The organism is Winogradskya humida (genome assembly GCF_016862215.1).
Taxonomy (GTDB): Bacteria; Actinomycetota; Actinomycetes; order Mycobacteriales; family Micromonosporaceae; genus Actinoplanes; species Actinoplanes humidus.
This window is the reverse complement of sequence record NZ_BOMN01000013.1, coordinates 157,720-180,403: the sequence shown is the minus strand read 5'-3', so window position 1 is coordinate 180,403 and position 22,684 is coordinate 157,720. Positions and strand designations below refer to the sequence as shown.

The window sequence follows — 22,684 nt, the reverse complement described above, 5'->3', positions numbered from 1 at the left end:
GCGTTGCTCACGCCGCCCCCTCCGGTGACAGGTACCCCCTGGGGGTACCCGATCCCAAGGTTAGCCGCGGTTCGCCTTCCCGTCGAGATGCAGGGTGTTGCTGTCGTCCCGGTGGGTGCCGGTGCTGCCGACGTGCTTGTCGCCGATCACCGGCCCGTTCTTGATCACGTGGACGAGGGCCATCGCGTGCCCCCGGCCGAGCTCGTAGTCGTCCTTGAGCCACTGCACGACCTCACCCGCGCGGGTGTCGGGGCCGTAACCGCGCTCGCGGGCCTCGGCGAGGAGCTCGGCGGGAGTCTTACCCGTCTTGACCTCGATAGCGTCGAGGTAGGCCTGGAACGACATGGTGTTCTCCTCAGCTCTGCTCGGCGCGGCCGAGCAGCAGATCCCGTTCCCGGGTGTTGGTGGCGAGTCCGGCGGCGAGCCGGAACTCCTGGCGGGCTTCGGCGTGCCGGTCGAGCCGGGTCAGCAGCTCGGCGCGCACGCTGGGCAGCAGGTGGTGGTTGCGCAGGCCCGGGGCCGCGGCGAGCTCGTCCACGAGGTCCAGCCCGGCCTGCGGCCCGGAATGCATGGAGTGGGCGACGGCACGGTTGAGCAGCACGATGGGTGAGGCGTTCAGATGGGCCAGGGCGTCGTAGAGACCGGCGATCGTGGCCCAGTCGGTGTCGTGCACGCCGGTGGCTCGGGCGTGACAGGCCGCGATGGCGGCTTGCAGGGTGTACGGGCCGGGCGGTCCGGCGGACAGGGCGCGTCCGAGCGCCTCGGTGCCCCGGTGGATGGCGAGCTGGTCGTAGCGGCGCCGGTCCTGGTGCTCCAGCAGCAGGGCGGCACCGGTCTCGTCGGTGCGTGCGTCGATCCGGGAGGCCTGCAGCCACATGAGGGCCAGCAGCCCGTACGCCTCCGGCTGGTCCGGGAAGGCGGTGGTCACGAGGTGGCCGACGCGGAGGGCTTCGTCGCACAGCGCCGGGCGCATCCAGTCGTCGCCGGCGGTCGCGGCGTATCCCTCGGTGAAGACGAGGTAGACGACGTTCAGCACCGCGGGCAGCCGCTGCTGACGCCCTACGTGCCCCGGCAGGTCGAACGGCTCCTCGTCACCGGTCGTGCCGGTACGCGTGACCTGCGCCAAGGTGCTCTTGGCCCGGGTGATGCGCCGGACGATGGTGTCCTCCGGCACGAGGTACGCGCGGGCGATCTCGCGGGAGGTGAGCCCGGCGACCAGCCGCAGGGTGAGGGCGACCTGGGACTCGACGGTCAGCGCCGGATGGCAGGTCAGCAGCATCAGGTGCAGGGTGTCGTCCTCCATCGGCTCGGGCACGTCCTCCTCCTCCCGTTGTGCGGCGTGAAGCTCGTGGGCGATCCGGGTCTCGGCGCGGGTGTGGCGCTCGGCGCGGCGGAAGTGGTCGATCGCGCGGCGCTTGGCGATGGCCATGAGCCAGGCGGCCGGGTTGTCCGGGACACCGGTGACCGGCCACTGCTCCAGCGCCGCCACCATGGCGTCGTGGGCGAGGTCCTGCGCCAGGTCGATGTCGCGGGTCAGCCGGAGCAGCCCGCCGACGAGTCGTGCGGACTGCTCCCGCCAGGCCGCCACGACGGCCTCGTTCGCGCTGCTCACCGACTGATCTCAGCAGAGCCCCCGCACGCGGGCAAGGCACGCCGCGCGCCCGCGGTCACATGATCTGGCGGACCTCCGAGGCGCCTTCCCAGCCGGGCCAGTGGTCCACGTGCAACTGCACGAACTCGGTCGCCATCGCGATGGCCTCGTCGCGGGAATCCACCTCGAAGATGGCGTAGCCGCCGACCAGCTCGGTCGCCTCGGTGAACGGCCCGTGGGTGACGACGACCTTGCCGTCGGTGGCCCGCACCTCCGCACCCGTCGAGCTGGGCAGCAGGCCTCCGGTGGTGATGAGTTTGCCGCCCGCCGCGACACCGGCGATGTAGGCACCCATCGCCTCGAAGAAGTCCGGCGGCGGCGCTCCGGCGTCCTCACGTGCCTTCAGCATGGTCATGAACTGCATGGTCTTTCTCCTGTTCAACGGATTACCGATGGTCTCAACATGACGGTGCCGGTGCGCGCAGGGCCTTCGCGCAGAGCAGCGCCAGGGCGGCCAGCTGGACGCCGGACACCACGAGGGCACGCAGCCCGAACGATCCGAGCACCGGCACTGTGGCGACGCCCGCCGCGATGACCAGCGCGGTCACGCAGACAGCGGCCCGCGCCCGATCGCCGCGAGCCAGGACGATCATCGCCGCCGTCCACGACACCATGGCCACCGTGAAGCCCGCGGTGTGCAGGACGCCGTGCCAGCTGATCGAGCCCGGCCCGCCCGGCGTCCCCACCGGGAACCCGAACGCGGGGTCGGCAACGAACACACCCGCGACGAGCATCCCGGCCCCGAAACCGGCCAGCAGCCGTGGCCCCCACACCGCCCCCGGCACGCCACGCAGCCTCCGGGCCGCCGCGATCACCAGGGCACCGGTCACCAGGAAGTTGGCGATCTGCACGAACCCCCACGGCCCCAGCGACAGCTGACTCAGCGCATGCCGGTCCAGATCGAACCCGTCCCGCGTGACCACCTGCACCATCCCCACGCCGAGCAGCACCGGACCTGCGATGAGGCCGCACGCCAGCCGCCGTCTGTCCCTCGGTGCCGGCGGTGCGATAGCGGTGGCTGCATGGCTGGTTATGGTCTGCTCCCTGGTGAGCGGCTGCGGGGCGCCTGTCACGTATGCGTCGCGTTGACTACACCGATCCGGACATGGGCCTGAAGAAATTTTTTGACTCGGTCCGCATTCCCGCAAACTAGCCTCCTAGGATGCCTTACGGGGTGTGCGTGGCGCCGCTGGGTTTAGGCAGGTCAGAACGTTCAACGCCGCCTGACGGCGACTGCACCGACGAACAACAAATTTGTGTGTGGCCGGCAGCGTCTGGTGGACCTCGGGCGGCGCGGTGACGTGCAGGCTGTAGCCAGCCAGATCTTCACCGCCCGGCGTCAAATGCCAAGGCAGGTGCAGGGAGGGGTGATGGCGGCGAGGGTCAGGTCGACGATGCCATCGGCGTAGTCGTCGGTCAGGGGGCCGTTGCGGAGCAGCCAGCGGTGGTAGAGCGGGCCGAACAGCAGCTCCACCACCTGGTCCAAGGGGGCGTCGGGGCGGACCTGGCCGGCCTCGCGGGCGACTTCCAGGCGGGTGCGGACCGCGTTCAACTGGGGACGGAGCAGGCGGTCGCGCACCTGGTCGGCCAGCTCGTCGTCGGCGAGGGTCTCGATGGTGATGGCGCGGGTGGTGGCGGACAGCCGTGGATCGGCGAACTCGGCGACCGTGGCCCGGAGAACCTGACGCAGGTCGGCCCGCAGGTCGCCGGTGTCGGGCAGGGCGAGGACCTCCGGCACGTTGTCTGCGAGCGCGTCCAGGATGACCGCGCCCTTGCCGCGCCACCAGCGGTAGATGGTCTGCTTGCCGACCCCGGCGCGGGCGGCGATCGCCTCGATGGTCACGGCGGAGTAGCCGGCCTCGGTCAACAGCTCCAGGGCGGCCGTGAGGATCGCGCGGCGGGACTGCTCGTTGCGACGGGCGGGCTGTGGGGTCACGCCATCACCTTACAGCGAGACGAAACGTCTCGTCTTGACGCGTTCCGGGTCGCATGGTCTCCTGGTTCGAGACGCAACGTCTCGTCTCATCCAGCCTCAGGAGATCACCGTGTCGCACATCGCCATGGTCAGCATTCCGTTCCACGGCCACGTCAACCCGAGCTTGGAGATCATCCGGACCCTGGTGCGGCGTGGCCACCGGGTCACCTACGCCAATGACCCCGCCTTCGCCGATGTCCTCGAGGGCACCGGGGCCGAGCTGAGACCGTATGAATCACAGCTTCCCAGCGACGGTGGTTCCGGAACCGACGACCCGATCGAGCAGCTCACGCTTTTCCTCGACGATGCCATCGCCATGCTGCCGCAGCTGCGGGCCGCCTATGCCGGCGATCGCCCGGACCTGTTCCTCTACGACATCGCCGGCGCGCCGGCTCGGCTGCTCGGCGAGCAGTGGGGGATTCCGGCCATTCAGCTGTCGTCGACGTTCGTGGCCTGGGACGGCTACGAGCAAGAGATGGCGCCGGTCGTCGAGGCGATGCGGGCTGATCCGCGTGGCGCCGGCTACTACCAGCGGTTCGAGAGGTGGCTGACCGCGGAGGGTTCGTCGGTCACCGACAGCATGGCGTTCCAAGGCCGGCCGGTGCGCAGCCTCGTTCTGCCGCCGGAGGCACTCCAGCCGAACGCCGACCGGGTGGACCGGTCCGTCTACAGCTTCGTCGGCCCGGTCCTGGGCGACCGCTCTCACCAGGGGCACTGGGTCCGTCCGGACGGCGTCGAGAAAATGCTGCTGGTCTCCCTCGGCTCCGCCTTCACCCGGCAGACCGACTTCTACCGCCGCTGCATCGCCGCGTTCGGTTACCTGCCCGGCTGGTACACCGTTCTGCAGATAGGCAGCCACGTCGATCCCGCCGAGCTCGGTCCCGTCCCGGACAGCGTCGAGGTCTCCCCATGGGTGCCGCAGCTCGCCGTGCTGGAGCAGGCAGACGCCTTCGTCACCCACGCCGGCATGGGTGGCAGCAGCGAAGGCCTCTACTGCGGAACCCCGATGATCGCCGTTCCGCAGGCGGCCGACCAGTTCGCGAACGCCGAGCAGCTGGCCACCCTCGGCGTCGCCCGGGTCGTCGCCTCCGCCACCGTCACCGCCGCGGAGCTCCGCGAGACGTTGCTCGCTCTCACCGGCGACCCCGCCGTGGTGACCCGTAGCGCCGACCTGAAGCGGCAGGCCCGCGAGGCCGGAGGTGCCGACCGGGCCGCCGATCTGATCGAGGCCGAACTCACCGCGGCGCGCGGCCGTGCCGGGCAGCGTTCCGCGAGCGGAGGCCGTGCCTGAGGGCTCAGGCGGCGTGGTCTGCCCCTGCACCGCTGGTGGAGCTCAGGGGGTGAAGCGGTAGCCGATGCCGGGTTCGGTGATGAGGTAGCGGGGGCGGCTGGGGTCGGGTTCGATTTTGCGGCGCAGGTTGGCGAGGTGGACGCGGAGGTAGCCGGTTTCGGTTTCGTAGGCGGGGCCCCAGACCTCGCGGAGGAGTTGTTTCTGGGCGACGAGTTTGTCGGCGTGGCGGGTGAGGACCTCGAGCATGCGCCATTCGATGGGGGTGAGGCGGATGTCCTGGCCGGTGGGGGTGGTGAGGCGTTTGGCGGCGAGGTCGACGGTGAAGTCGGGGGTGGTGATGGTGGCTGTTTCGGGCTGGGGGGTGGCGCGGCGCAGGGCGGCGCGGATGCGGGCTAGGAGTTCGTCCATGCCGAAGGGTTTGGTGACGTAGTCGTCGGCGCCGGCGTCGAGGGCTTCGACCTTGCCTGTCTGGTCGTCGCGGGCGGAGAGCACGATGATCGGGATGGCGGTCCAGCCGCGCAGGCCGCGGACGACGTCGACGCCGTCCATGTCGGGTAGGCCGAGGTCGACGATGGCGAGGTCGGGTGGGGTGTGGCCGGCGGCGGTGAGGGCCTGGGTGCCGTCGGGGGCGGTGATGACCTCGTATTTGCGGGCGGTGAGGTTGATGCGCAGGGCCCGGCGTAGCTGGTCGTCGTCGTCCACGACAAGGATGCGGCTCACGGCGCCGATTGTGCAGCATGCCGGCTGGTCGGCGGGGCCGGTCGGGACCAGGATCACGTATCCTAGGATGCTTTAGAGGGTGTGCGCTGCGCCGCACATGACAAAAGGCAAGTTTCAAATAGGAGCCCTTCGGGCACTCCGTTCACCGACAAGAACAAAGACGTTTCGAGTCGTGAGTGAGAAGGGTGTTGACGATGAGCTTCACTGACAAGGTCAAGAACAAGGCCGATGAGCTGACCGGTAAGGCGAAGCAGGGCATCGGCGACATGCGCGACGACGAGCAGCTGGTCGCGGACGGTCAGCGCCAGGAGGCTGCGGCCCGGGCGCGCCAGGCCGGCGAGCACGTCAAGGACGCCGGTCGCGATGTGCGCGACGCGCTCAGCTGACCTTTTCTTTTAACGGCGAATGGCCCCGGACCACACGGTCCGGGGCCATTTCTCGTTGAGTGCTAGGCGATCTGTTTGCGCCACCAGTCCTGGCCGGATTGGGGCAGGGTGTCGATCGGGTCGTAGTACGCGTGGAGCTTGCTGAGGGCTTCGGTGTCGTCGGCCTCGATGCTGGTGCGGTAGTTCTTCGTCCAGTACGAGATGCCGTGTTCGCGGTCGTATTCGCTGACCATGTGGACCCAGCGTTTGCCGACGAACGGGACGTCGCAGACGATGCGCGGGGTGGCGTATCCGGGGAGGTAGCCCATCATGTCGTGCTGGAGTTGCTGGGCGTACCAGACGGGGACGCGCCAGTGTTCGGCGTGCGGGATCATGTCGCACATGTAGAAGTAGTACGGCAGGATGCCGGCTTCTCCCTGCAGGCCGAAGCAGAGGTCGAGCAGGTCCTTGGTGGTGGCGTTGACGCCGCGCATGAGGACGCCCTGGTTGCGGACGTCGCGGACGCCGACTTCGAGGAGCATGCGGGCGGCGCGGGCGACCAGTGGTGTGAGGGAGTTGACGTGGTTGACGTGGGTGTGGACGGCGAGGTTGACGCCGCGTCGTTCCGCGGTGATGGCGACGCGGTTGAGGCCTTCGACGACGTCTGCTTGTAGCCAGTGCTGGGGGAGTCCCATGAGGGCTTTGGTGGCGAGGCGGATGTCGCGGACGGTGGGGACGTTGAGGAGTCCCATGAGGTAGGTCTCGAGTTGTTTCCAGGGGACGTTGGCGACGTCGCCTCCGGAGACGACGACGTCGCGGACGCCGGGGTGTTCCTTCAGGTATTTCAGGTGGGCGTCGTACCTGTCGACCGGTTTGAGGGTGAGTTTGAGTTTGTCGACGGTGGGGGTGCTGTTGCCGACGAGGTCCATGCGGGTGCAGTGGCCGCAGTATTGAGGGCAGGTGCTGAGCAGTTCGGCGAGGACCTTGGTGGGGTAGCGGTGGGTGAGGCCTTCGGCGACCCACATGTCGTGTTCGTGGAGGCTGTCGCGGGTGGCGTGGGGGTGTGACGGCCAGTCGAGGTGGCGGTCGGTGGCGACGGGGATCATGTAGCGGCGGATCGGGTCGGCGTAGAACGCCTCCGTGGTGATCTCGCTGTCGGGCACCATGGTGTTGAGCATCTGGGGTGTGACCAGCATCGACATGGTGGCGAGGCGTTGCTGGTCGGTGTCGAGGTCGGCGTAGAACGCTTCGTCGAGCAGGTCACCCATGAGGGCGCGCAGTTGTTTGATGTTTTTGACGCAGTTCACGCGTTGCCATTGGGCGGATTCCCATTGGGCGGTGGTGACGTCGCGCCATCCGGGGAAGCGGGTCCAGTCCGGTTCGGTGAGGGGGCGGCGCTGGTAGTCGTAGGGCTGGCCGGCGGCTTGGGTCACCGATGCCTCCTGGGTCGAGGTGTGATCGACTCTGACCGTACTGGAGGATCTGTGGTCTGGTAACCGTCTGCCGGGAGGATTTACGGTTTGATGGCGGCCTGACAGTCTTTTCGTATGACGTCTGGGGTGGTGGGTGTGACCTCTGGGGTGGGTTTGCCGCGGGTGCTGGAGCCGGTGGGGGTGTTGCCGCAGGCTGCTTGGCGTCTTGATGCGCGTGCGGAGCTGGCGGCTGATGAGGTGCGGGTGCGGGTGTCGCGGCTGAATCTGGATGCGGCGAGTTTCCGGCAGTTGTCGGTGAAGCACGGTGGTGATGGTGCGGCGGTGCGGGCTGAGGTTCTGGAGATCGTCGGTACGCGCGGGAAGATGCACAATCCGGTCACGGGGTCGGGTGGGATGCTGATCGGTGTGGTGGAGGAGGTCGGTCCGGAGTCGTTGTTGCCGGTGAAGGCCGGTGACCGGGTGGCGACGCTGGTGTCGCTGACGTTGACGCCTCTGGTCATCGATGACGGCCTGGCGGGCTGGGACGGGTTGAGTGAGCAGGTCCCGGCGTCGGGGCATGCGATTCTGTTCGGGCGTTCCGTGGTGGCGGTGCTGCCGGATGATCTGTCTCCGGAGCTGGCCCTGGCGGTGTTCGACGTGTGTGGCGCGCCGGCCCTGGTGGATCGGGTGGTGCGCGGCTATTCCGGTGATGTGTCGGTGACGGTGCTGGGTGGAGCCGGTAAGAGTGGTTCCCTGGCGTTGACCGCGGCGAGGCTGGCGGGGGCGCGGACTCGTGCTGTGGTGGTTTCCGAGGCTGAGCGTTCGATGGTCATCGACCATGGTCTTGCGGATCGGGTCGCGGTTGTTGATGCCCGGGACCCGGTCGCGGTCGCGGAGGCGTTCGAGACGCCGGCGACGGTGACGGTCGTGTGTGTGGATGTGCCGGGGTGTGAGCACGGGGCGATCCTGGCGACGGCGGCGGGTGGCACGGTGATCTTCTTCTCGATGGCGACAAGTTTCTCCGCGGCTGCTCTGGGGGCGGAGGGCCTGGCGGCGGATGTGACGATGCTGGTGGGGAACGGTTTTGTGCCGGGGCATGCGGCGTTCGCGTTGGATGTGGTGCGGCGCACTCCTGCGGTGCGGGCGTTGTTCGAGGCGCGGGTTTCGGCACACTGACGGTCATGACTTCGGTGGTGCTGTTCAAGGGCGGGCGTTTCTACTCGGCGGCGGATCCGCGGGCGACCGCGATGCTGGTGCGTGACGGCCGGATCGTGTGGCTCGGGGCGGACGGTGATGTGCCGGCCGCGGACCGGGTGGTGGATCTTGGTGGTGGGTTGGTGACGCCGGCGTTCGTGGATGCGCACATCCATGCGACGGATACGGGTCTGGCGGCTGATGGCCTGGATCTGTCGGGTGTGCGGTCGGCGGGTGAGGTGCTGGACGCGGTGGCGGCGTTCGCGGCGGGTAAGGCGTCGGACGCGGTGGTGCTGGGTCATGGCTGGGACGAGTCGACGTGGCCCGTGCAGACCCCGCCCAGCGCGGAGGAACTCGACAAGGCCGCGGGTGGCCGGCGGGTGTATCTGTCGCAGGCGTCGGTGCATTCCGCGCTGGTGTCGTCATCGATGCTCGCGGCGTGCCCGCAGATCAACCCCACGTCCAATTGGGTACGCGAGAACGAGCATCACGCCGTGCGTGAGGTGGCTCTTGGTTCGCTGACGATGCAGCAGCGCGCGGATGCGCAGCGGACGGCGTTGCGTCTTGCGGCGTCGCGGGGTGTGGCGTCGGTGCACGAGTGTGGCGGGCCGGGGACGTCGTCGGAGGCGGATTTCCAGTCGGTGCTGCGTCTGTCGGGTGATGGTCTGCCGCGGGTGTTCGGGTACTGGGGTGAGCTCGGTGGGGCGGTCCGGGCGCGGGATCTGGGTGCGGTCGGTGCGGGTGGGGATTTGTACGCGGACGGGGCGCTGGGGTCGCGGACGGCTTCGGTGCGGTCGGCGTACGTGGATGGTCCTGGGTGTGGTGAGGCTTTTGTGACCGCGGGGCAGGCGGGTGCGCACCTCCTCGAATGTGTGGAGCTGGGGGTGCAGGGCGGGTTCCATGCCATCGGGGACGCGGCGATCGAGGCTGTCCTGGAGGGTTTTGCGATCGCGGCGCGGGCGGTGGGTGTGGATCGGGTGCGAGAGGGCCGGCATCGGATCGAGCACGTGGAGCTCGCGGACAAGGCGATGATCGCGCGGATGGTCGAGTTCGGGGTGGTGGCGAGTGTGCAGCCGGTGTTCGACGCGTTGTGGGGTGGCCCGGATCGGATGTACGCGCAGCGTCTCGGTGTGGAGCGGGCGTTGGCGACGAATCCGATCGGGGCGATGTACGCGACGGGGGTGACCCTGGCGTTCGGGTCGGATTCGCCGGTGACGCCGCTGGATCCGTGGGCGGCGGTGGTGGCTGCTGCGGCGCCGCGGAACCCGGTGTATCGGATGGGTGTTCGTTCGGCGTTCGGTGCGTCGACGCGGGGTGGGTGGCGTGCCGTGGGGGTGGACGACGCGGGGGTGCTCGCTCCGGGGGCGCAGGCGACGTTCGCGGTGTGGGAGACGCCGTCGGGGCTCGACGGTGGCCTGCCGGCGTTGCTGCCCGACGTCGACGATGTGGTTCCTGAGCGGCCGGTGTGCCGCCGGACGGTGTTGTCCGGCGAGACGATCTTCGAGGAGTAGGTGCGTGGAGAAGCTGGGTCTGGATCCCGGGGTGGTCGCGCGGGCGCGGGCACTGGCCGCTGAGGCGGGGGCGCCGGTGGTGGAGCTGGCACGGTCGCATACGACGGTGTCGGTGGAGCGGGCGGTGCTGCGCCTGGCCGGGGTGCGGGGTGCGGACTCGGACGGGATCCCCTGGGTGAACCGTCTCGTTGACGCTGTCCGGGCGGATGTGGGCCTGGGTCACGGGGTGTCGGTGCCGGTGTTCGCGGCGATGGCGCGGGAGGGGATCGACGATGTCACGGTTCTCGCGCAGAAGGCGGCGGCGGGGGCGGTGACGTTCGGCGTACCCGCAAAGAAGGTGGAACTGGTCGCGGCCCGGCGCGCCGCGACCAGGGCCGCCAACGTGGGGTTGAAGGTCGTGGACCGGCGCCGGGTCGAGCGGGAGCGGCTGATCAAGCGGTTCGGGGATGCGCCGCGGCGGCCGTGGATCTATCTGATCGTGGCGACCGGGGACATCTACGAGGACATCCCGCAGGCGCAGGCGGCGGCGCGGGCGGGTGCGGATGTGATCGCGGTGATCCGGTCGACGGGTCAGTCGCTGCTCGACTACGTGCCCGAGGGTGCGACCCGGGAAGGGTTCGCGGGCACGTACGCGACGCAGGAGAACTTCCGGTTGATGCGGGCGGCCCTGGATGAGACGTCGAAGGAGCTCGGCCGGTATGTGCGGCTGACGAACTATGCGTCGGGGTTGTGCATGCCGGAGATGGCGGCGATGGCGGGCATGGAACGTCTCGACATGATGCTCAACGACTCGATGTACGGGATCCTGTTCCGCGACATCAACCCGATCCGCACGTTCGTGGATCAGCGGTTCTCGCGGCAGGTCCATGCCCGGGCCGGGATCATCATCAACACCGGTGAGGACAACTATCTGACGACGGCGGACGCGGTCGAGGCAGCGCATACGGTGACGGTGTCGCAGCTGATGAACGAGTTCTTCGCCCACGAGGCGGGTCTGGAGGACTGGCAGCTGGGTTTGGGGCACGCGTTCGAGATCAACCCGGAGGTCCCGGAGTCGTTCCGTCTCGAACTCGCCCACGCGCTGCTGGCCCGGGAGTTGTTCCCGGACGCGCCGCTGAAGTGGATGCCGCCGACGAAACACATGACCGGTGACGTGTTCCGCGGGAACCTCCTCGACGGGTTCTTCAACCTCGTCGGCGCGCTGACCGGGCAGGGGATTCTGCTGGTCGGGATGATGACGGAGGCGGTCGTGACGCCGTGGCTGTCGGACCGTGACATCGCTTTGCAGAACGTCCGCTATGTGCTCAACGGTGCCGGAAACCTGCACGAGGACTTCGTGCCCGCCCCCGGCGGGTTCATCCAGCGCCGCGCCCACGAAGTCCTCGGTGAGGCTGTCGAGCTACTGGAACGCATCGTCGCCGATTCGATGCTGACGGCGATCGCGGACGGCACGTTCGGGATCATGAAACGGCCCGCCGACCGTGGCAAGGGCCTCGACGGGGTCGCCCGCCACGACGGCGACTACTTCAACCCCGTCACGAACGCCCTGGAAGGACTGCGATGAGCATCGTGCGCCCGTACGGGGACACCACCGGTGACGGGATGGTGCAGGTGTCGTTCACGCTGCCCGTCACCCACGACAAACGCGCCGAGGGCGCCGCGATCCAGCTGGCGAACAAGATGGGTCTCGACCCGGCGATGCTCGTGCACGCCAAACCGATGGGTGAGGGGTTCACGTTCTTCGTCGTCTACGGCCGGGTCACGCACCTCGTCGACACCGAGAAGGTGCAGGTCGTCGAGCGGGACTATCCGCTGCTGTCGGCGAAGGACGTCAACGCGGTCATCAAACGTAAACTGCGGCGGCGGCTGTCGGTGGTCGGGGCGTGCATCGGCACCGACGCGCACACCGTCGGGATCGACGCGATCCTCAACGTCAAAGGCATCGCCGGGGAGAAAGGTCTCGAGTACTACCGGGAACTCGCCGTCACGAACATGGGTGCGCAGGTGTCGGTCCCGGAACTCGTCGAGACCGCCCGCGCGCAGAAAGCCGACGCCGTCCTGGTGTCGCAGGTCGTGACGCAACGCGACGCGCACCTGCAGAACACCCGGGCGATGACGGCGGCGTTCCGGGAGGCTATGCCGGCGGGGAAACGGCCGCTGCTGATCGTCGGCGGGCCCCGCTTCGACGAGCTGATGGCCGCGGAGCTCGGCGTCGACCGGATCTTCGGCCGCGGCACCACCCCCCGCGAAGTCGCCTCCTACCTCGTCCACGCCCTGCTCGGAGACCAAAAATGATCACTGTCACGCACCGCAGGTATGTGCCGTACTCCCATGCCCACTACGCGGGGAACCTCGTCGACGGGGCGTATTCGCTGGGGCTGTTCGGTGATGTCGCCACGGAGGTGTGCATCCAGCTCGACGGGGACGAGGGGCTGTTCGCGTCGTACTCCGATGTGCAGTTCAAGGCCCCCGTCAAAGCCGGCGACGTCCTTGAGGTCACGGCGACGGTCGTGCACATGGGTACGCGGTCCCGGCGCATCGAGTTCACGTCAGCCGTGGTGTGCCGGGGCACGGACGGGTCCGCGGCCGCGGTGCTCGCCGAGCCGATCGTGGCGGTGACCGCTGTCGGCACCGTGGTCGTGCCCCCGAAGCCGTGAGTTTCGCGGTCTGTGTCGACGTCGGGTCCACGTACACCAAGGCCTGCCGGATAGACCTGGCCGACGGTACCCTGACCGGTCGCGCCGAGATCCCGACCACCGCCGGCACCGATGTGCTGCACGGCCTCGACCGGGCGGTCGCGCAGGTCGGGGCGGGGGAGTTGTACGTGTGCTCGTCCGCCGGCGGGGGGCTGCGCCTCGCTGTCATCGGGTACGAGGCCCTCGTCACCGCCGAGGCCGGGCACCGCGTCGGGTTGTCCGCCGGGGCGCAGGTCGTCCACGTGCACGCCGGGCTCCTCGACGGGTCCGCTCTCCTCGAAGTGCGGGCGGCGCGGCCCGATGTGATCCTGCTCGTGGGCGGGACCGACGGCGGTGACGGTGACACCCTCGCGCACAACGCGCGCCGCCTGGCGACGTCCCGGATGCGTGTCCCGGTCGTCGTCGCCGGAAATGCGGACGTCCGGGAGTACGCCGAGACGGTCCTCACAGAGCGGCGGGTGCCGGTGACCGTGACCGGAAACGTTCTGCCCCGCATCGGGGTTCTCGACCCGGGGCCGGCGCGGGCGGCGATCCGTGAGGTGTTCCTGCGGCACGTCATCGGCGGGAAACGGCTGTCACGGGGCAGCAGGTTCGCGCGGTTCGTGCGGGCCGCGACCCCGGACGCGGTCCTCGCCGGGGTGTCCGTGCTCGCCGACACCCTCGGTGCGGGAGTTCTCGTCGTCGACGTGGGTGGGGCGACGACGGACGTGTATTCGGCGCTGATCCCCGACGCTGAACTGTCCACGGGGCCGCAGCGGGATGTCGCCGGGACGTTGTGGCGGTCCCGGACCGTTGAGGGTGATCTCGGGGTGGGTGTCGGGGCGCCCGGAGTTGTTGCGGCCGCCGGTGTCGAGAAACTGGATTTTCCGAACATTTTGCTCGGTACGGTCGCCGCGGACCGGGTTCTCGCGTCGACCGCCGCCATGATCGCGCTGCGCAGGCACGCCCGCGGGCACTCGCCCGGGCCCGGGATGCCCCGCACCGGGGGGCGGGACCTGCGCGACGTACGCCTCGTGGTCGGGTCCGGCGGGGTCCTGCGCCATGGCGGTGGTGACACCGTCCTCGACGCCGTGCTGACCGACACCGCCGGCGGGTGGGCGCCCCCGCGCACCGCCCGGCGCACCGTCGACAGCCAGTACGTGCTGGCCGCCGCGGGTCTGCTCGCCGCCGAGCACCCCGGCGCCGCGCACGCCTTGGTGAACGCCCTGTGACACGCCGGGAAACGCGACACGCCCACGCACGGGTGTGGCGGTTGACAACCCTCCGGGGCGAGGACGTACCGTCGACGGGTCCCATTCCCGGGTATACGGCTTTGTTCGCTCCAACTCTTTCGCCCACTGGCCACGCGGCAGACCCGAACGGCGCGTGCACCAGGTCCAGGGGGTGGGGGTCGTGCGGGGCGGCGCGGACCAGCCGAATGCTCGCGGGACGGGTCGACGGGGGAAGACAGGCCAGTAGACAACGGCACGACGCGGGCAGCCGGCCCGTAGCGCTCCGGTCCGAAGGCCTGGCGACACCCGCACGACCCCTCGACCCGGGACGAGGACACCAGGAAGCACCCAGGGGCGCGGTCCGGCGGGCCGCGCCCCTGCTCCTTGCCATTTCGTACTGTGCGGTTTTCGTTATGGTCGCCGGGTAGCCTCTCGCGAGTGGATTTATTGACGCTTCAGCCAACACCCGCGCCGGCGCAGCCGAGCGCCGCGGGTGGGCCAGGCACACCCCGGCCGTTGCCGCTGTGGGTGGCGGTGCTGCTCGCCCTGGCCTCCGGCGCCGCGCTGCTGCTGTCACTGCCCCCGTACGGCCTGTGGTGGCTCGCACCCGCCGGGATCGCCGGGCTCGCCGCCGCCACCCACCGCCGCCGGTTCCGCGGCGCTCTCGGCGTCGGCTTCCTCGCCGGTGTCGTGCTGTTCGTGCCGTTGCTCGACTGGACCCGCATCGCCGCCGGCTGGCTGCCCTGGATGCTGCTCTCGCTGGCGCAGGCGTTCTACCTCGGGCTGCTCGGCATGGCCTCGGCGTGGCTGTCCCCGCTCACCGACAGGTTCCGCGCGCTGTGGCCGCTGCTGACCGGGCTGCTGTGGGTCGCGCAGGAAGCCCTGCGCGACCGGGCCCCGTTCGGCGGGTTCCCGTGGGGCCGGGTCGCGTTCAGCCAGGGTGACGCCCCCGCGCTGCGCGTCGCCGTGCTCGGCGGGGCACCGCTGGTCACGTTCATCGCCGCCGCCGCCGGGGGAGCCCTCGTCGCCCTCGCCTGGCGCACCTGGAAACCCCGCACCCTGGTGCCCGCCGCCGGGTTCGCCGTCGCCCTGGCCGTGCTGGTGTTCGGGCCGGCGCTCGTACCCACCGCGAAACCGGCCACCGCCACCCAGACGATCGCGATCGTGCAGGGCAACGTGCCCCGGCTCGGACTGGACTTCAACGCCCAGCGCGCCGCGGTGCTGCTCAACCACGTCCACGCCACCGAAGCACTCGCCTCGGAAGTCAAACTCGGCCGTAAACCGCAACCCGACCTCGTCGTGTGGCCGGAGAACTCCAGCGACATCGACCCGCTGAAGAACCAGGACGCCGCCCAGCAGATCGCGCAGGCCGCCGACGCGATCGGCGTACCCATCCTGCTCGGCACCGTCCTGCGCGGTGACGTGCCCGGCGAGATCCGCAACGCCAGCCTGCTCTGGCAGCCTGCGACCGGGCCGGACCTCGACCAGGCGTACGTGAAACGCCACCCCGTCCCGTTCGCCGAGTACATGCCGATGCGGTCCGTCGCGCGCCTGGTGTCCGACAAGGTCGACCTCGTCCAGAACATGGTCGCCGGGACCACCCCGGGCATCGTGAAAACCCCCATCGGGGTCGTCGGTGACGTCATCTGCTTCGAGGTCGCCTACGACAGCATCGTGCGCGACACCGTCGTCGGCGGCGCGCAGATCCTCGCGACCCAGACCAACAACGCCACGTTCAACGAGGCCGAAGCCCGCCAGCAGCTCGCCATGGTGCAGCTGCGCTCGGTCGAACACGGCCGCGAAGGCCTCATGGTGTCCACCGTCGGGGTGTCCGCGTTCACCGGCACCGACGGCACGGTCATCGCCGCCACCGGCTTCAATGTGGACGCCGTGGTCCTGCATGACATGCACATCGGGGGACCGCGTACGCTGGCGACTCGCCTGGGACACTGGCCGGAGCTGACCATGGTCGCCCTGGCCCTTTTCGCCCTGCTCGCGGCGGCGCCCCTGCGCCGCCGCAGGACCCGCGGCATACCGGCCGCAGAGTGAACGACGGAGGAACGGTGAGCGACGCGAACGCGACGGCGGCGGGCTCGGAGGGATACCCGGGGGTCGGGCGCGTCCTCGTGGTCATCCCCACGTACAACGAGGCCGACAACGTCCGCCTGATCACGGGGCGGGTGCGTAAAGCCGTACCCCAGGTCGACATCCTCGTCGCTGACGACAACTCGCCCGACGGCACCGGCGCGATCGCCGACGAGATCGCCGCCGGCGACGACCAGATCTTCGTCCTGCACCGCGCCGGCAAGGAAGGCCTCGGCGCCGCGTACGTCGCCGGGTTCGCCTGGGCGAAGGACAAAGGCTACGACGCCGTCGTCGAGATGGACGCCGACGGCTCCCACGCCCCCGAAGAGCTGCACAAGCTCCTCGACGCCCTCGGCGACACCGACGCCGTGCTCGGCACCCGCTACATCCCCGGCGGCAGCGTCCACAACTGGCCCATGCACCGGCTGCTGCTGTCGCGCGGCGGCAACATCTACATCCGCATGGCCCTCGGCATGCCGTTCAAGGACGCCACCGGCGGCTACCGCGCCTACCGCATGGACGTCATCGACAAGATCGACGTCGCAACGATCGCGTCGCAGGGCTACTCGTTCCAGGTCGAGATGACCTGGCGCACCTACCGCAACGGTTTCCGCATGGCTGAGGTGCCCATCACGTTCACCGAGCGCGAACACGGCGTCAGCAAGATGAGCGGCAACATTTTCAAGGAACAGCTGCTCAGGGTCACCGTGTGGGGTGCCGCCGCCCGTAAGGAAGCCGTGCTGACCAAGCTCGGCCGCAAACCGAAGCAGCCTTCCACCTGGCCGTGAACGGGCACGTGCGTGTCATGCTGGAACCCGGACCGGTGACCACCCGGAAAGGGTGACAGTTTGATGCGACTCCCACGAAGCCTGGCCTTGCTACCCCTGGCACTGCTGGTGCTCGCGGTGGCCGAGATCGCCGTGTTCGTCACGGCCGTGCACACCATCGGCGCGCTCTGGTCGATCCTGCTCCTCGGCGCCGCGAGCATCACCGGCCTCGCCCTGCTCCGCCGCGAAGGCATCCGCGGCTGGCGGGCCTTCCGCGCCGCCGCCGAAACCGGCCGCCCGCCCGGCGCCCAGGTCAGCAACTCCCTGATCGGCCTGCTCGGCGCGCTGCTGCTCGCCGTCCCCGGCTTCATCTCCGCGGTCGCCGGGCTGCTGCTGATCGTCCCCCCGGGCCGCATCCTGGCCCGCAAGGCCGTCGAGCACTACACCGAACGCCGCGTCTCCGCGACAGTCGCCAGCGACCTGTTCGGCCCCCGCCACGTCAAGGTCAAACAGTCCGCCCCCGTCGACGACACCCCACCCACCACGACCGGCCCGACCGGTCACACCCCGCCGGCGGAGGTCCTGCAGGGCGAAGTCGTCGAAGGCGAAATCGTCCGCTGAAAGCTTTTCCCGGCAGAAAGCCGCAGCAGCCCCGCTCCGGGCCGCTGCGGCTTTCTCACATCCCGCACCCCGCCGCCCTCCGGCCCGCCCACAATTCTGGCAGCCATGCGTCGGGCCCGTTCTGACCTATGGCCGGGCACAGCAAATCGCCGCCCCGCCCCTGAAGCTGGGCGGAACGGCGACCGTGGTGTCCTGCGGTCAGCGACCCCGGCGGGTGCGGACCTCCTGCAGGCGCTCGTTGAGGATGTCCTCCAGCTCCGAGATCGACCGGCGCTCGAGCAGCATGTCCCAGTGGGTACGGGGCGGCTTGGCCTTCTTCTGCTCCGGCTCGTTCCCGTCGACCAGTCGCGCGACGCTGCCGTCGAACTTGCATTCCCAGGTGATCGGCACCTCGGCGTCGACGGCGAACGGCACCTCGAACTGGTGACCCTTCACGCACAGGTACTCGCGGGTCTGCCGGGGCGCCAGCTCCGTGTTGCGGTCGGACTCGTAGCTGACTGCGCCAAGACGGCTGCCGCGCAGCATGCGTTCGCCCATGATCGGCTATCCCCTCGCTCGTGGTGCTACTTGCCGTTGGTGTAACGAAACGGACGGTCGCGAGATTCCTGGCGACCGCCGTATGTCGGCGGTGTTAACGCTTCGAGCGTAACCGGCAGGAACCCCTATCGGCCGACTCAGGCCCACCCTGACGTGGACCTTGGTCCACTTTACGGGATATTGCGAGATCTGCAGATACCGCTACGCCGGACACCGACCCCGATAACCCACAAACCACCCACCTCCAGCACAGCGGAAGATTACCGTCCCACCCCCGCAACCCCCGACATCGTCCCCCATCGGTGTCGCCGTGGCACCCCCACAGCCCGTTGTATGACACTCAGCGCCGTTTCCGCACCCCCGCGAAGAGACTTCGGTCACCCCGCACCGCCCCGCTCCCGCCCAGCTCCGACAAACCACCCACCGGACCACACATCCGGCACCAGAGACGGCCGCCGAGCCAGGCCGCGTGCTCTACTTGCCCGTGGAGCCGCCGGGCCGCGACGACCCCAGCGACGCCAGCGCGGACGCCAGATCACCCACCTGGGCCGACAGCTGACCCACCCGGGCATGCGCGGCGTCAGCGTCGGCGCGGGCCTTCTCGACCGTACGCCGCAGCTCCGTCACCTCCGCCGCCAAACGCTCACCGTCCGCCCTGACCCGGCCGGCCTCCGCCTGAGCCGCCGCGAGCCGCGCGGCATCGGCACCGGCAGCCTCGGTCAGCTCCGCCACCCGGGCCCGCACCCCCACCGTCTCCGCCCGCGCAGCCCCGGCCTCGCCCTGCGCGGCCACCACCTGACGCCGCGACTCCGCCCGCACCTGCTCCACGTCACGAACCGCATCAGCAGCCGCCCGCGCGGCATCAGCCAGCGCCGTCTCGAGCGCACGCGCAGCGTCTCCCGCCTCCCGCGCGGACCTGACCGCCTCGGCACGCGCGGTGTCCCGGTCGGCCAGCGCACTGTCACGGTCCCGCAGGGCGGCGTCACGCGCCGCACCGGCCGACTGTGCATCCGCGGCTGCTTGCGCCAGATCACGGGCAGCGGCATCGAGGTCGCGGCGGGCGGCGGTGAGCTCGACGCGGACCGATCCGGTTTCCCGGCGGGCCGAGTCACGGTCGGTCTCGGCCTGCACCCGCAACGCCGCCGCCGCACTCGCCGCGGCCTGCGCCTCATCGCGGGCCGCGAGCGCCTGCCGCGAATCCACCGCGGCGGCCTCCGCCAGCCGCCGCGCCGTGTCAGCCTCCTGCCGGGCGTCATCCCGGTCGGCGCGGGCGACCAGCGCCTCCTGCACCGCCGTACCCGCCGCGTCCGCGGCCCGGTCGGCGTCGCGGCGGGCATCATCGCGTTCGGTGTGCGCGGCGGCCACCTGACGCGACGTCTCCGCGCGTACCTCGGCGACCTGCCGCTCCACCCCGGACGGCGACATCTCCGCGTGCAGGGACTCGCTCAGCGTCCCCACAAGCTGATCCAGGCGCTCGACGACCTCCCACGTCCGCGCGACCTGCCCCGCCAGCCCCGGCGACGCGCGGTGACGCATCCGGACGTTGCGCGACGCCCGCTGGCACTCCCCGTCGTTGTCGCGGCAATACCGGAACGGCCGCCCCGCCGAAGCCCGCTGCGGCACCGGCCGCCCGCAATGAGCACAGGGCCGCGTCTCCACCGGCACCCCGTCCTCATCAAGCCCCGGCCCGCCCCCGTCAGCCCCACCGGCCGCCACCGCCACCGACCGGTAAGCGGCCCGGTCCCCGGAACCACCCGGCCCGGAATCGTCAGGGACAGCAGCGGTCAGGACCGGCTGTTTCGGAACCTGCCGCGGAGCGTGGAAATCATCGTCATCTGCCATAGCGACCCGACCCTAACCCCACCCACCGACACTTCCGCGCCACAACCCGCCGAGGCGGAGAGTCAGTGCGCGAGGACCAGATGCAGGCGGCGTTCGACCCAGCGCAGTTCCTCCTCCAGGCGCAGCAGGTCACCGTCGAGGGAGCCCGGGAGGCTGCCGGCGCGGGCGGTCTCCTCCAGGCCGTCGCAGATGTCGGCGACCACGGTCGCGCCGATGTTGCCGGCGGCGCCCTTGAACGTGTGGGCCTCCTCCTCGAAGGTCGTCACGTCACCTGCGGCCAGGGCGGAGCGCAGCACCGTCAGATGCGCGGGGGCGCGCCGCAGGAACGACTGGACGAGCCGGTCGACCAGGGCCATCTCGGGGTCGGTGTGGTCGCCGGCGAGTTCGTCGAGGCGGCGCCCGACCGGGTCGTCGGCGTGGCCGGCGGCGGCGGGTAGTGCCGGGACGGCCGGGGTGCCCTGGATCCAGCGTTCCAGGGCGTGGCCGAGCTCGTTCGGGTTGACCGGTTTCGACAGGTAGTCGTCCATGCCGGCGGCCAGGCAGCGTTCCCGGTCGGCGACCAGGGCGCTGGCCGTCATCGCGATGATCGGGGTGCGGGGCCCGCCGTCGGCCTCGCGGCGGCGCAGCTGCGCGGTCGCGGTGAAACCGTCCATGCGGGGCATCCGGCAGTCCATCAGGATCGCGTCGTAGTGCCGGGCCGCGGCCATCTCGAGCGCGCGTACGCCGTCGCCGGCCACGTCCGCCTCGTAGCCGAGCGTCGTCAGGACCCCCACGGCGACCATCTGGTTGATGTCGTTGTCCTCGACCAGCAGCACCGTGCCCAGAATCCGCGGGGGAGCAGCGGCGGGTACGGGCACCGCGGGGCACTGCGCGAGCACGTCGTACAGGTCGGAGCGGTGCACGGGTTTCGGCAGATACGTGGCACCACCCCCCTCGGGGGCATCCACCGGCGGTGCCGCGCCGAGGACGATCACGTGCGCGGCCGGGATGGCGGCGTCCGCGGCGACGACCCGGGTAAGCCCGGCGGTGTCGACGTCACCGGCGTCCGCGTCGAGCAGCAGCACATCGAACGGGCGGCCGTGCTCGGCGGCGTCGCGCAGCGCGTGCATCGCCGCCGGGCCGGTGTCCGCCGCGGCGACCTTCAGATGCCAGCGCCGCAGGTCGGCCTCCAGAGCCGGCCGGTCCGGGCCGGTGCCGACCACCAGGACGCGCAGGCCGGCGTTGTCCGGTGCGGCCGCGACGACATCACTGGTCGCCGGTTCGAACGGGATCGAGCACCAGAACGTCGAACCCTGACCCGGTTCGCTGTCCACCCCGATCGTGCCGCCCATGGCCTCGGTGAGCTGCTTACTGATCGCCAGGCCCAGCCCCGTGCCGCCGTACGTGCGGGTCGTCGACGCGTCGGCCTGGGTGAACGGCTCGAACAGCCGGGCCGCGTCCGACGCCGTGATCCCGATGCCGGTGTCGGTGACCTCGAACCGCACCACCGGCCCGTCCGCCGACGACGACACCAGATCCGCGCGGACCGTGACGCTGCCCTTGCCGGTGAACTTCACCGCGTTGCCCGCCAGATTGATCAGCACCTGACGGACCCGGCCGCCGTCACCGCGTACGGTGCGGGGAAGACCCGGACCGCGGCGGGTGACCACCGTCAGGCCCTTGTCCTGCGCCGTCGGCGCGACCAGCGCGGCCGTCTCCGCGAGCAACGCGCCCAGATCGAAGTCGTCCGGGTCGAGGACCACCTTGCCGGCCTCGATCTTCGAGAAGTCGAGGATGTCGTTGATGACCCCGAGCAGCGCGTTGCCCGCCGAATGGATCCCCGCGGCGTAACGGCGCTGCGCCGGGTCCAGGTCGGTGCCCATCAGCAGCGACGCGAGACCCAGGACCCCGTTCATCGGCGTACGGATCTCGTGGCTCATCGTCGCCAGGAACTCCGTCTTGATCTTCGACTGCTCGACGGCCTCGTCCCGGGCGAGCTCGGCGTTCTGCGTCGCCTTGCGCAGATCGGTCACGTCCAGCGACACCCCGCAGATCCCGTACAGCTCACCGAACGGGTCGAACAGCGGGAACTTGTTCGACTCGAACAACCGCCGCTCCCCGGTCGCCGACTCCAGGAACTCCTCCATGTGCACCGCCCCGGCCAGGGCAAGCTTGTCGTTGGCCTGCCAGACCGGGGCCAGTTCCGGATCCAGATCATGATCGGTACGCCCGAGGATCTGCGCCTCGCTGAGCCCGAACGCCTTCTGGAACGTCTCGTTCGCGAGCAGGTACCGCCCGTCGAGGTCCTTCACATAGATCGCCGACTGACTGTTCGTGATCACCGCGAGCAGCATCGCGGTCTGCGCGTCACGTTCCGCCTCGGCCTGCGCGCGGCCCACCGCGACCTGCTCGCGCATCTCGATGGCGTGCCGGCGCTGCTGCTCGTGCGGCTCCTCGAACAACGCCCCGCGCCCGGCGAGCAGCACCCCGTACCCGCGGCGCAGCGTCCAGTAGTAGACCCCGACCGCCGCGGTCAGCACGTCCCACGCCGCGGTCGGCCACAACGACCAGCTCTGATGCATCCCCGCCATGGTCGTCGACGACGCCCACGCCGCCTGCCAGTACGTCGCCGCGTGCAGCGCGTGCCCGACCGCGCAGCTGAAGAAGATCATCGCGGTGGCGACCGCGAGCCGGTTCGTGCGCAACTGCCCCGCGCGCACCACCGGCACCACGATCGCAACGGTGATCGCGGCGTACGCGCACGCGATGACGATGTTGCCGACCAGTGCCCACTGCTGCGCCACACAGACCTGATCGGCCGCAACCC

The 22,684-nt window shown here is 70.2% G+C and carries 21 protein-coding genes; 11 read left to right on the top strand and 10 right to left on the bottom strand.

Going from position 1 to position 22,684, the window contains the following annotated elements; translation table 11 throughout:
- Positions 1-60: 60 nt before the first annotated feature.
- The 5 genes from Ahu01nite_RS05560 to Ahu01nite_RS05540 all read right to left on the bottom strand — a co-directional run bounded on the left by Ahu01nite_RS05560 (position 61) and on the right by Ahu01nite_RS05540 (position 3,587).
- Entirely contained in the window at positions 61-345 is a 285-nt protein-coding gene (locus Ahu01nite_RS05560; protein WP_203835289.1) for a DUF4287 domain-containing protein, read from the bottom strand.
- Between the two features lie 10 nt (positions 346-355).
- A complete protein-coding gene (locus Ahu01nite_RS05555) occupies positions 356-1,612 on the bottom strand; it encodes an RNA polymerase sigma factor (protein WP_203835288.1) in 1,257 nt (418 codons plus the stop codon).
- Positions 1,613-1,667: 55 nt separating this feature from the next.
- A complete protein-coding gene (locus Ahu01nite_RS05550; protein WP_203835287.1) occupies positions 1,668-2,006 on the bottom strand; it encodes a YciI family protein in 339 nt (112 codons plus the stop codon).
- A 43-nt stretch (positions 2,007-2,049) separates the two neighbouring features.
- Positions 2,050-2,601, bottom strand: a complete 552-nt coding sequence (locus Ahu01nite_RS05545; RefSeq protein WP_203835286.1) for a DUF998 domain-containing protein — start codon at positions 2,599-2,601, stop codon at positions 2,050-2,052.
- A 389-nt stretch (positions 2,602-2,990) separates the two neighbouring features.
- Entirely contained in the window at positions 2,991-3,587 is a 597-nt protein-coding gene (locus Ahu01nite_RS05540) for a TetR/AcrR family transcriptional regulator (RefSeq protein ID WP_203835285.1), read from the bottom strand.
- 124 nt (positions 3,588-3,711) lie between these two features.
- Here Ahu01nite_RS05540 and Ahu01nite_RS05535 point away from each other — a divergent pair, with 124 nt between their 5' ends.
- The gene (locus tag Ahu01nite_RS05535; RefSeq protein WP_438874759.1) at positions 3,712-4,917 is read left to right on the top strand and encodes a macrolide family glycosyltransferase; all 1,206 of its coding nucleotides are present in this window, start codon (positions 3,712-3,714) and stop codon (positions 4,915-4,917) included.
- Between the two features lie 42 nt (positions 4,918-4,959).
- Here Ahu01nite_RS05535 and Ahu01nite_RS05530 read toward each other — a convergent pair whose 3' ends face one another.
- Positions 4,960-5,637, bottom strand: coding sequence for a response regulator (locus tag Ahu01nite_RS05530; protein ID WP_203835283.1), 678 nt, complete (start codon positions 5,635-5,637; stop codon positions 4,960-4,962).
- A 194-nt stretch (positions 5,638-5,831) separates the two neighbouring features.
- Here Ahu01nite_RS05530 and Ahu01nite_RS05525 point away from each other — a divergent pair, with 194 nt between their 5' ends.
- A complete protein-coding gene (locus tag Ahu01nite_RS05525) occupies positions 5,832-6,023 on the top strand; it encodes a CsbD family protein (RefSeq protein WP_203835282.1) in 192 nt (63 codons plus the stop codon).
- A 62-nt stretch (positions 6,024-6,085) separates the two neighbouring features.
- Here Ahu01nite_RS05525 and Ahu01nite_RS05520 read toward each other — a convergent pair whose 3' ends face one another.
- On the bottom strand, positions 6,086-7,435 hold the full coding sequence (locus Ahu01nite_RS05520) for a KamA family radical SAM protein (RefSeq protein WP_203835281.1): 1,350 nt from the start codon (positions 7,433-7,435) through the stop codon (positions 6,086-6,088).
- Positions 7,436-7,570: 135 nt separating this feature from the next.
- On the opposite strand from Ahu01nite_RS05520, the gene kdd reads away from it, so the two are divergent.
- The 9 genes from kdd to Ahu01nite_RS05475 all read left to right on the top strand — a co-directional run bounded on the left by kdd (position 7,571) and on the right by Ahu01nite_RS05475 (position 17,499).
- Positions 7,571-8,590 carry an L-erythro-3,5-diaminohexanoate dehydrogenase gene (gene kdd / locus Ahu01nite_RS05515; protein WP_203835280.1) on the top strand — a complete coding sequence of 340 codons (1,020 nt, stop codon included), beginning with the start codon at positions 7,571-7,573 and terminating at the stop codon, positions 8,588-8,590.
- A gap of 5 nt (positions 8,591-8,595) precedes the next feature.
- Entirely contained in the window at positions 8,596-10,119 is a 1,524-nt protein-coding gene (locus Ahu01nite_RS05510) for an amidohydrolase (RefSeq protein ID WP_203835279.1), read from the top strand.
- A gap of 4 nt (positions 10,120-10,123) precedes the next feature.
- Entirely contained in the window at positions 10,124-11,683 is a 1,560-nt protein-coding gene (kamD, locus tag Ahu01nite_RS05505; protein WP_239158637.1) for a lysine 5,6-aminomutase subunit alpha, read from the top strand.
- Positions 11,680-12,414 (top strand): lysine 5,6-aminomutase subunit beta, encoded by a 735-nt coding sequence (kamE, locus tag Ahu01nite_RS05500; RefSeq protein ID WP_203835277.1) that lies wholly within the window; start codon positions 11,680-11,682, stop codon positions 12,412-12,414. The genes kamD and kamE overlap by 4 nt, the downstream gene beginning before the upstream one ends.
- Positions 12,411-12,776 (top strand): 3-aminobutyryl-CoA ammonia lyase, encoded by a 366-nt coding sequence (gene kal, locus Ahu01nite_RS05495; protein WP_203835276.1) that lies wholly within the window; start codon positions 12,411-12,413, stop codon positions 12,774-12,776. The genes kamE and kal overlap by 4 nt, the downstream gene beginning before the upstream one ends.
- A complete protein-coding gene (locus tag Ahu01nite_RS05490) occupies positions 12,773-14,026 on the top strand; it encodes a glutamate mutase L (protein WP_203835275.1) in 1,254 nt (417 codons plus the stop codon). The genes kal and Ahu01nite_RS05490 overlap by 4 nt, the downstream gene beginning before the upstream one ends.
- A 438-nt stretch (positions 14,027-14,464) precedes the next feature.
- Positions 14,465-16,075, top strand: a complete 1,611-nt coding sequence (gene lnt / locus Ahu01nite_RS05485; RefSeq protein ID WP_438874756.1) for an apolipoprotein N-acyltransferase — start codon at positions 14,465-14,467, stop codon at positions 16,073-16,075.
- A 14-nt stretch (positions 16,076-16,089) separates the two neighbouring features.
- The gene (locus Ahu01nite_RS05480) at positions 16,090-16,899 is read left to right on the top strand and encodes a polyprenol monophosphomannose synthase (protein ID WP_203835274.1); all 810 of its coding nucleotides are present in this window, start codon (positions 16,090-16,092) and stop codon (positions 16,897-16,899) included.
- Positions 16,900-16,962: 63 nt separating this feature from the next.
- The gene (locus Ahu01nite_RS05475; RefSeq protein WP_203835273.1) at positions 16,963-17,499 is read left to right on the top strand and encodes an FxsA family protein; all 537 of its coding nucleotides are present in this window, start codon (positions 16,963-16,965) and stop codon (positions 17,497-17,499) included.
- A gap of 198 nt (positions 17,500-17,697) precedes the next feature.
- Here the strand turns inward: Ahu01nite_RS05475 and Ahu01nite_RS05470 are convergent, their stop codons facing one another.
- From Ahu01nite_RS05470 to Ahu01nite_RS05460, 3 genes are all read right to left on the bottom strand, one after another.
- Positions 17,698-18,036: an RNA polymerase-binding protein RbpA gene (locus Ahu01nite_RS05470; protein ID WP_015622005.1), complete on the bottom strand. Its 339-nt coding sequence runs from the start codon at positions 18,034-18,036 to the stop codon at positions 17,698-17,700.
- Positions 18,037-18,510: 474 nt separating this feature from the next.
- Positions 18,511-19,878, bottom strand: coding sequence for a serine/threonine protein kinase (locus tag Ahu01nite_RS05465; RefSeq protein WP_239158635.1), 1,368 nt, complete (start codon positions 19,876-19,878; stop codon positions 18,511-18,513).
- Positions 19,879-19,940: 62 nt separating this feature from the next.
- Positions 19,941-22,661: a hybrid sensor histidine kinase/response regulator gene (locus Ahu01nite_RS05460; RefSeq protein ID WP_203835272.1), complete on the bottom strand. Its 2,721-nt coding sequence runs from the start codon at positions 22,659-22,661 to the stop codon at positions 19,941-19,943.
- Positions 22,662-22,684: the final 23 nt, after the last annotated feature.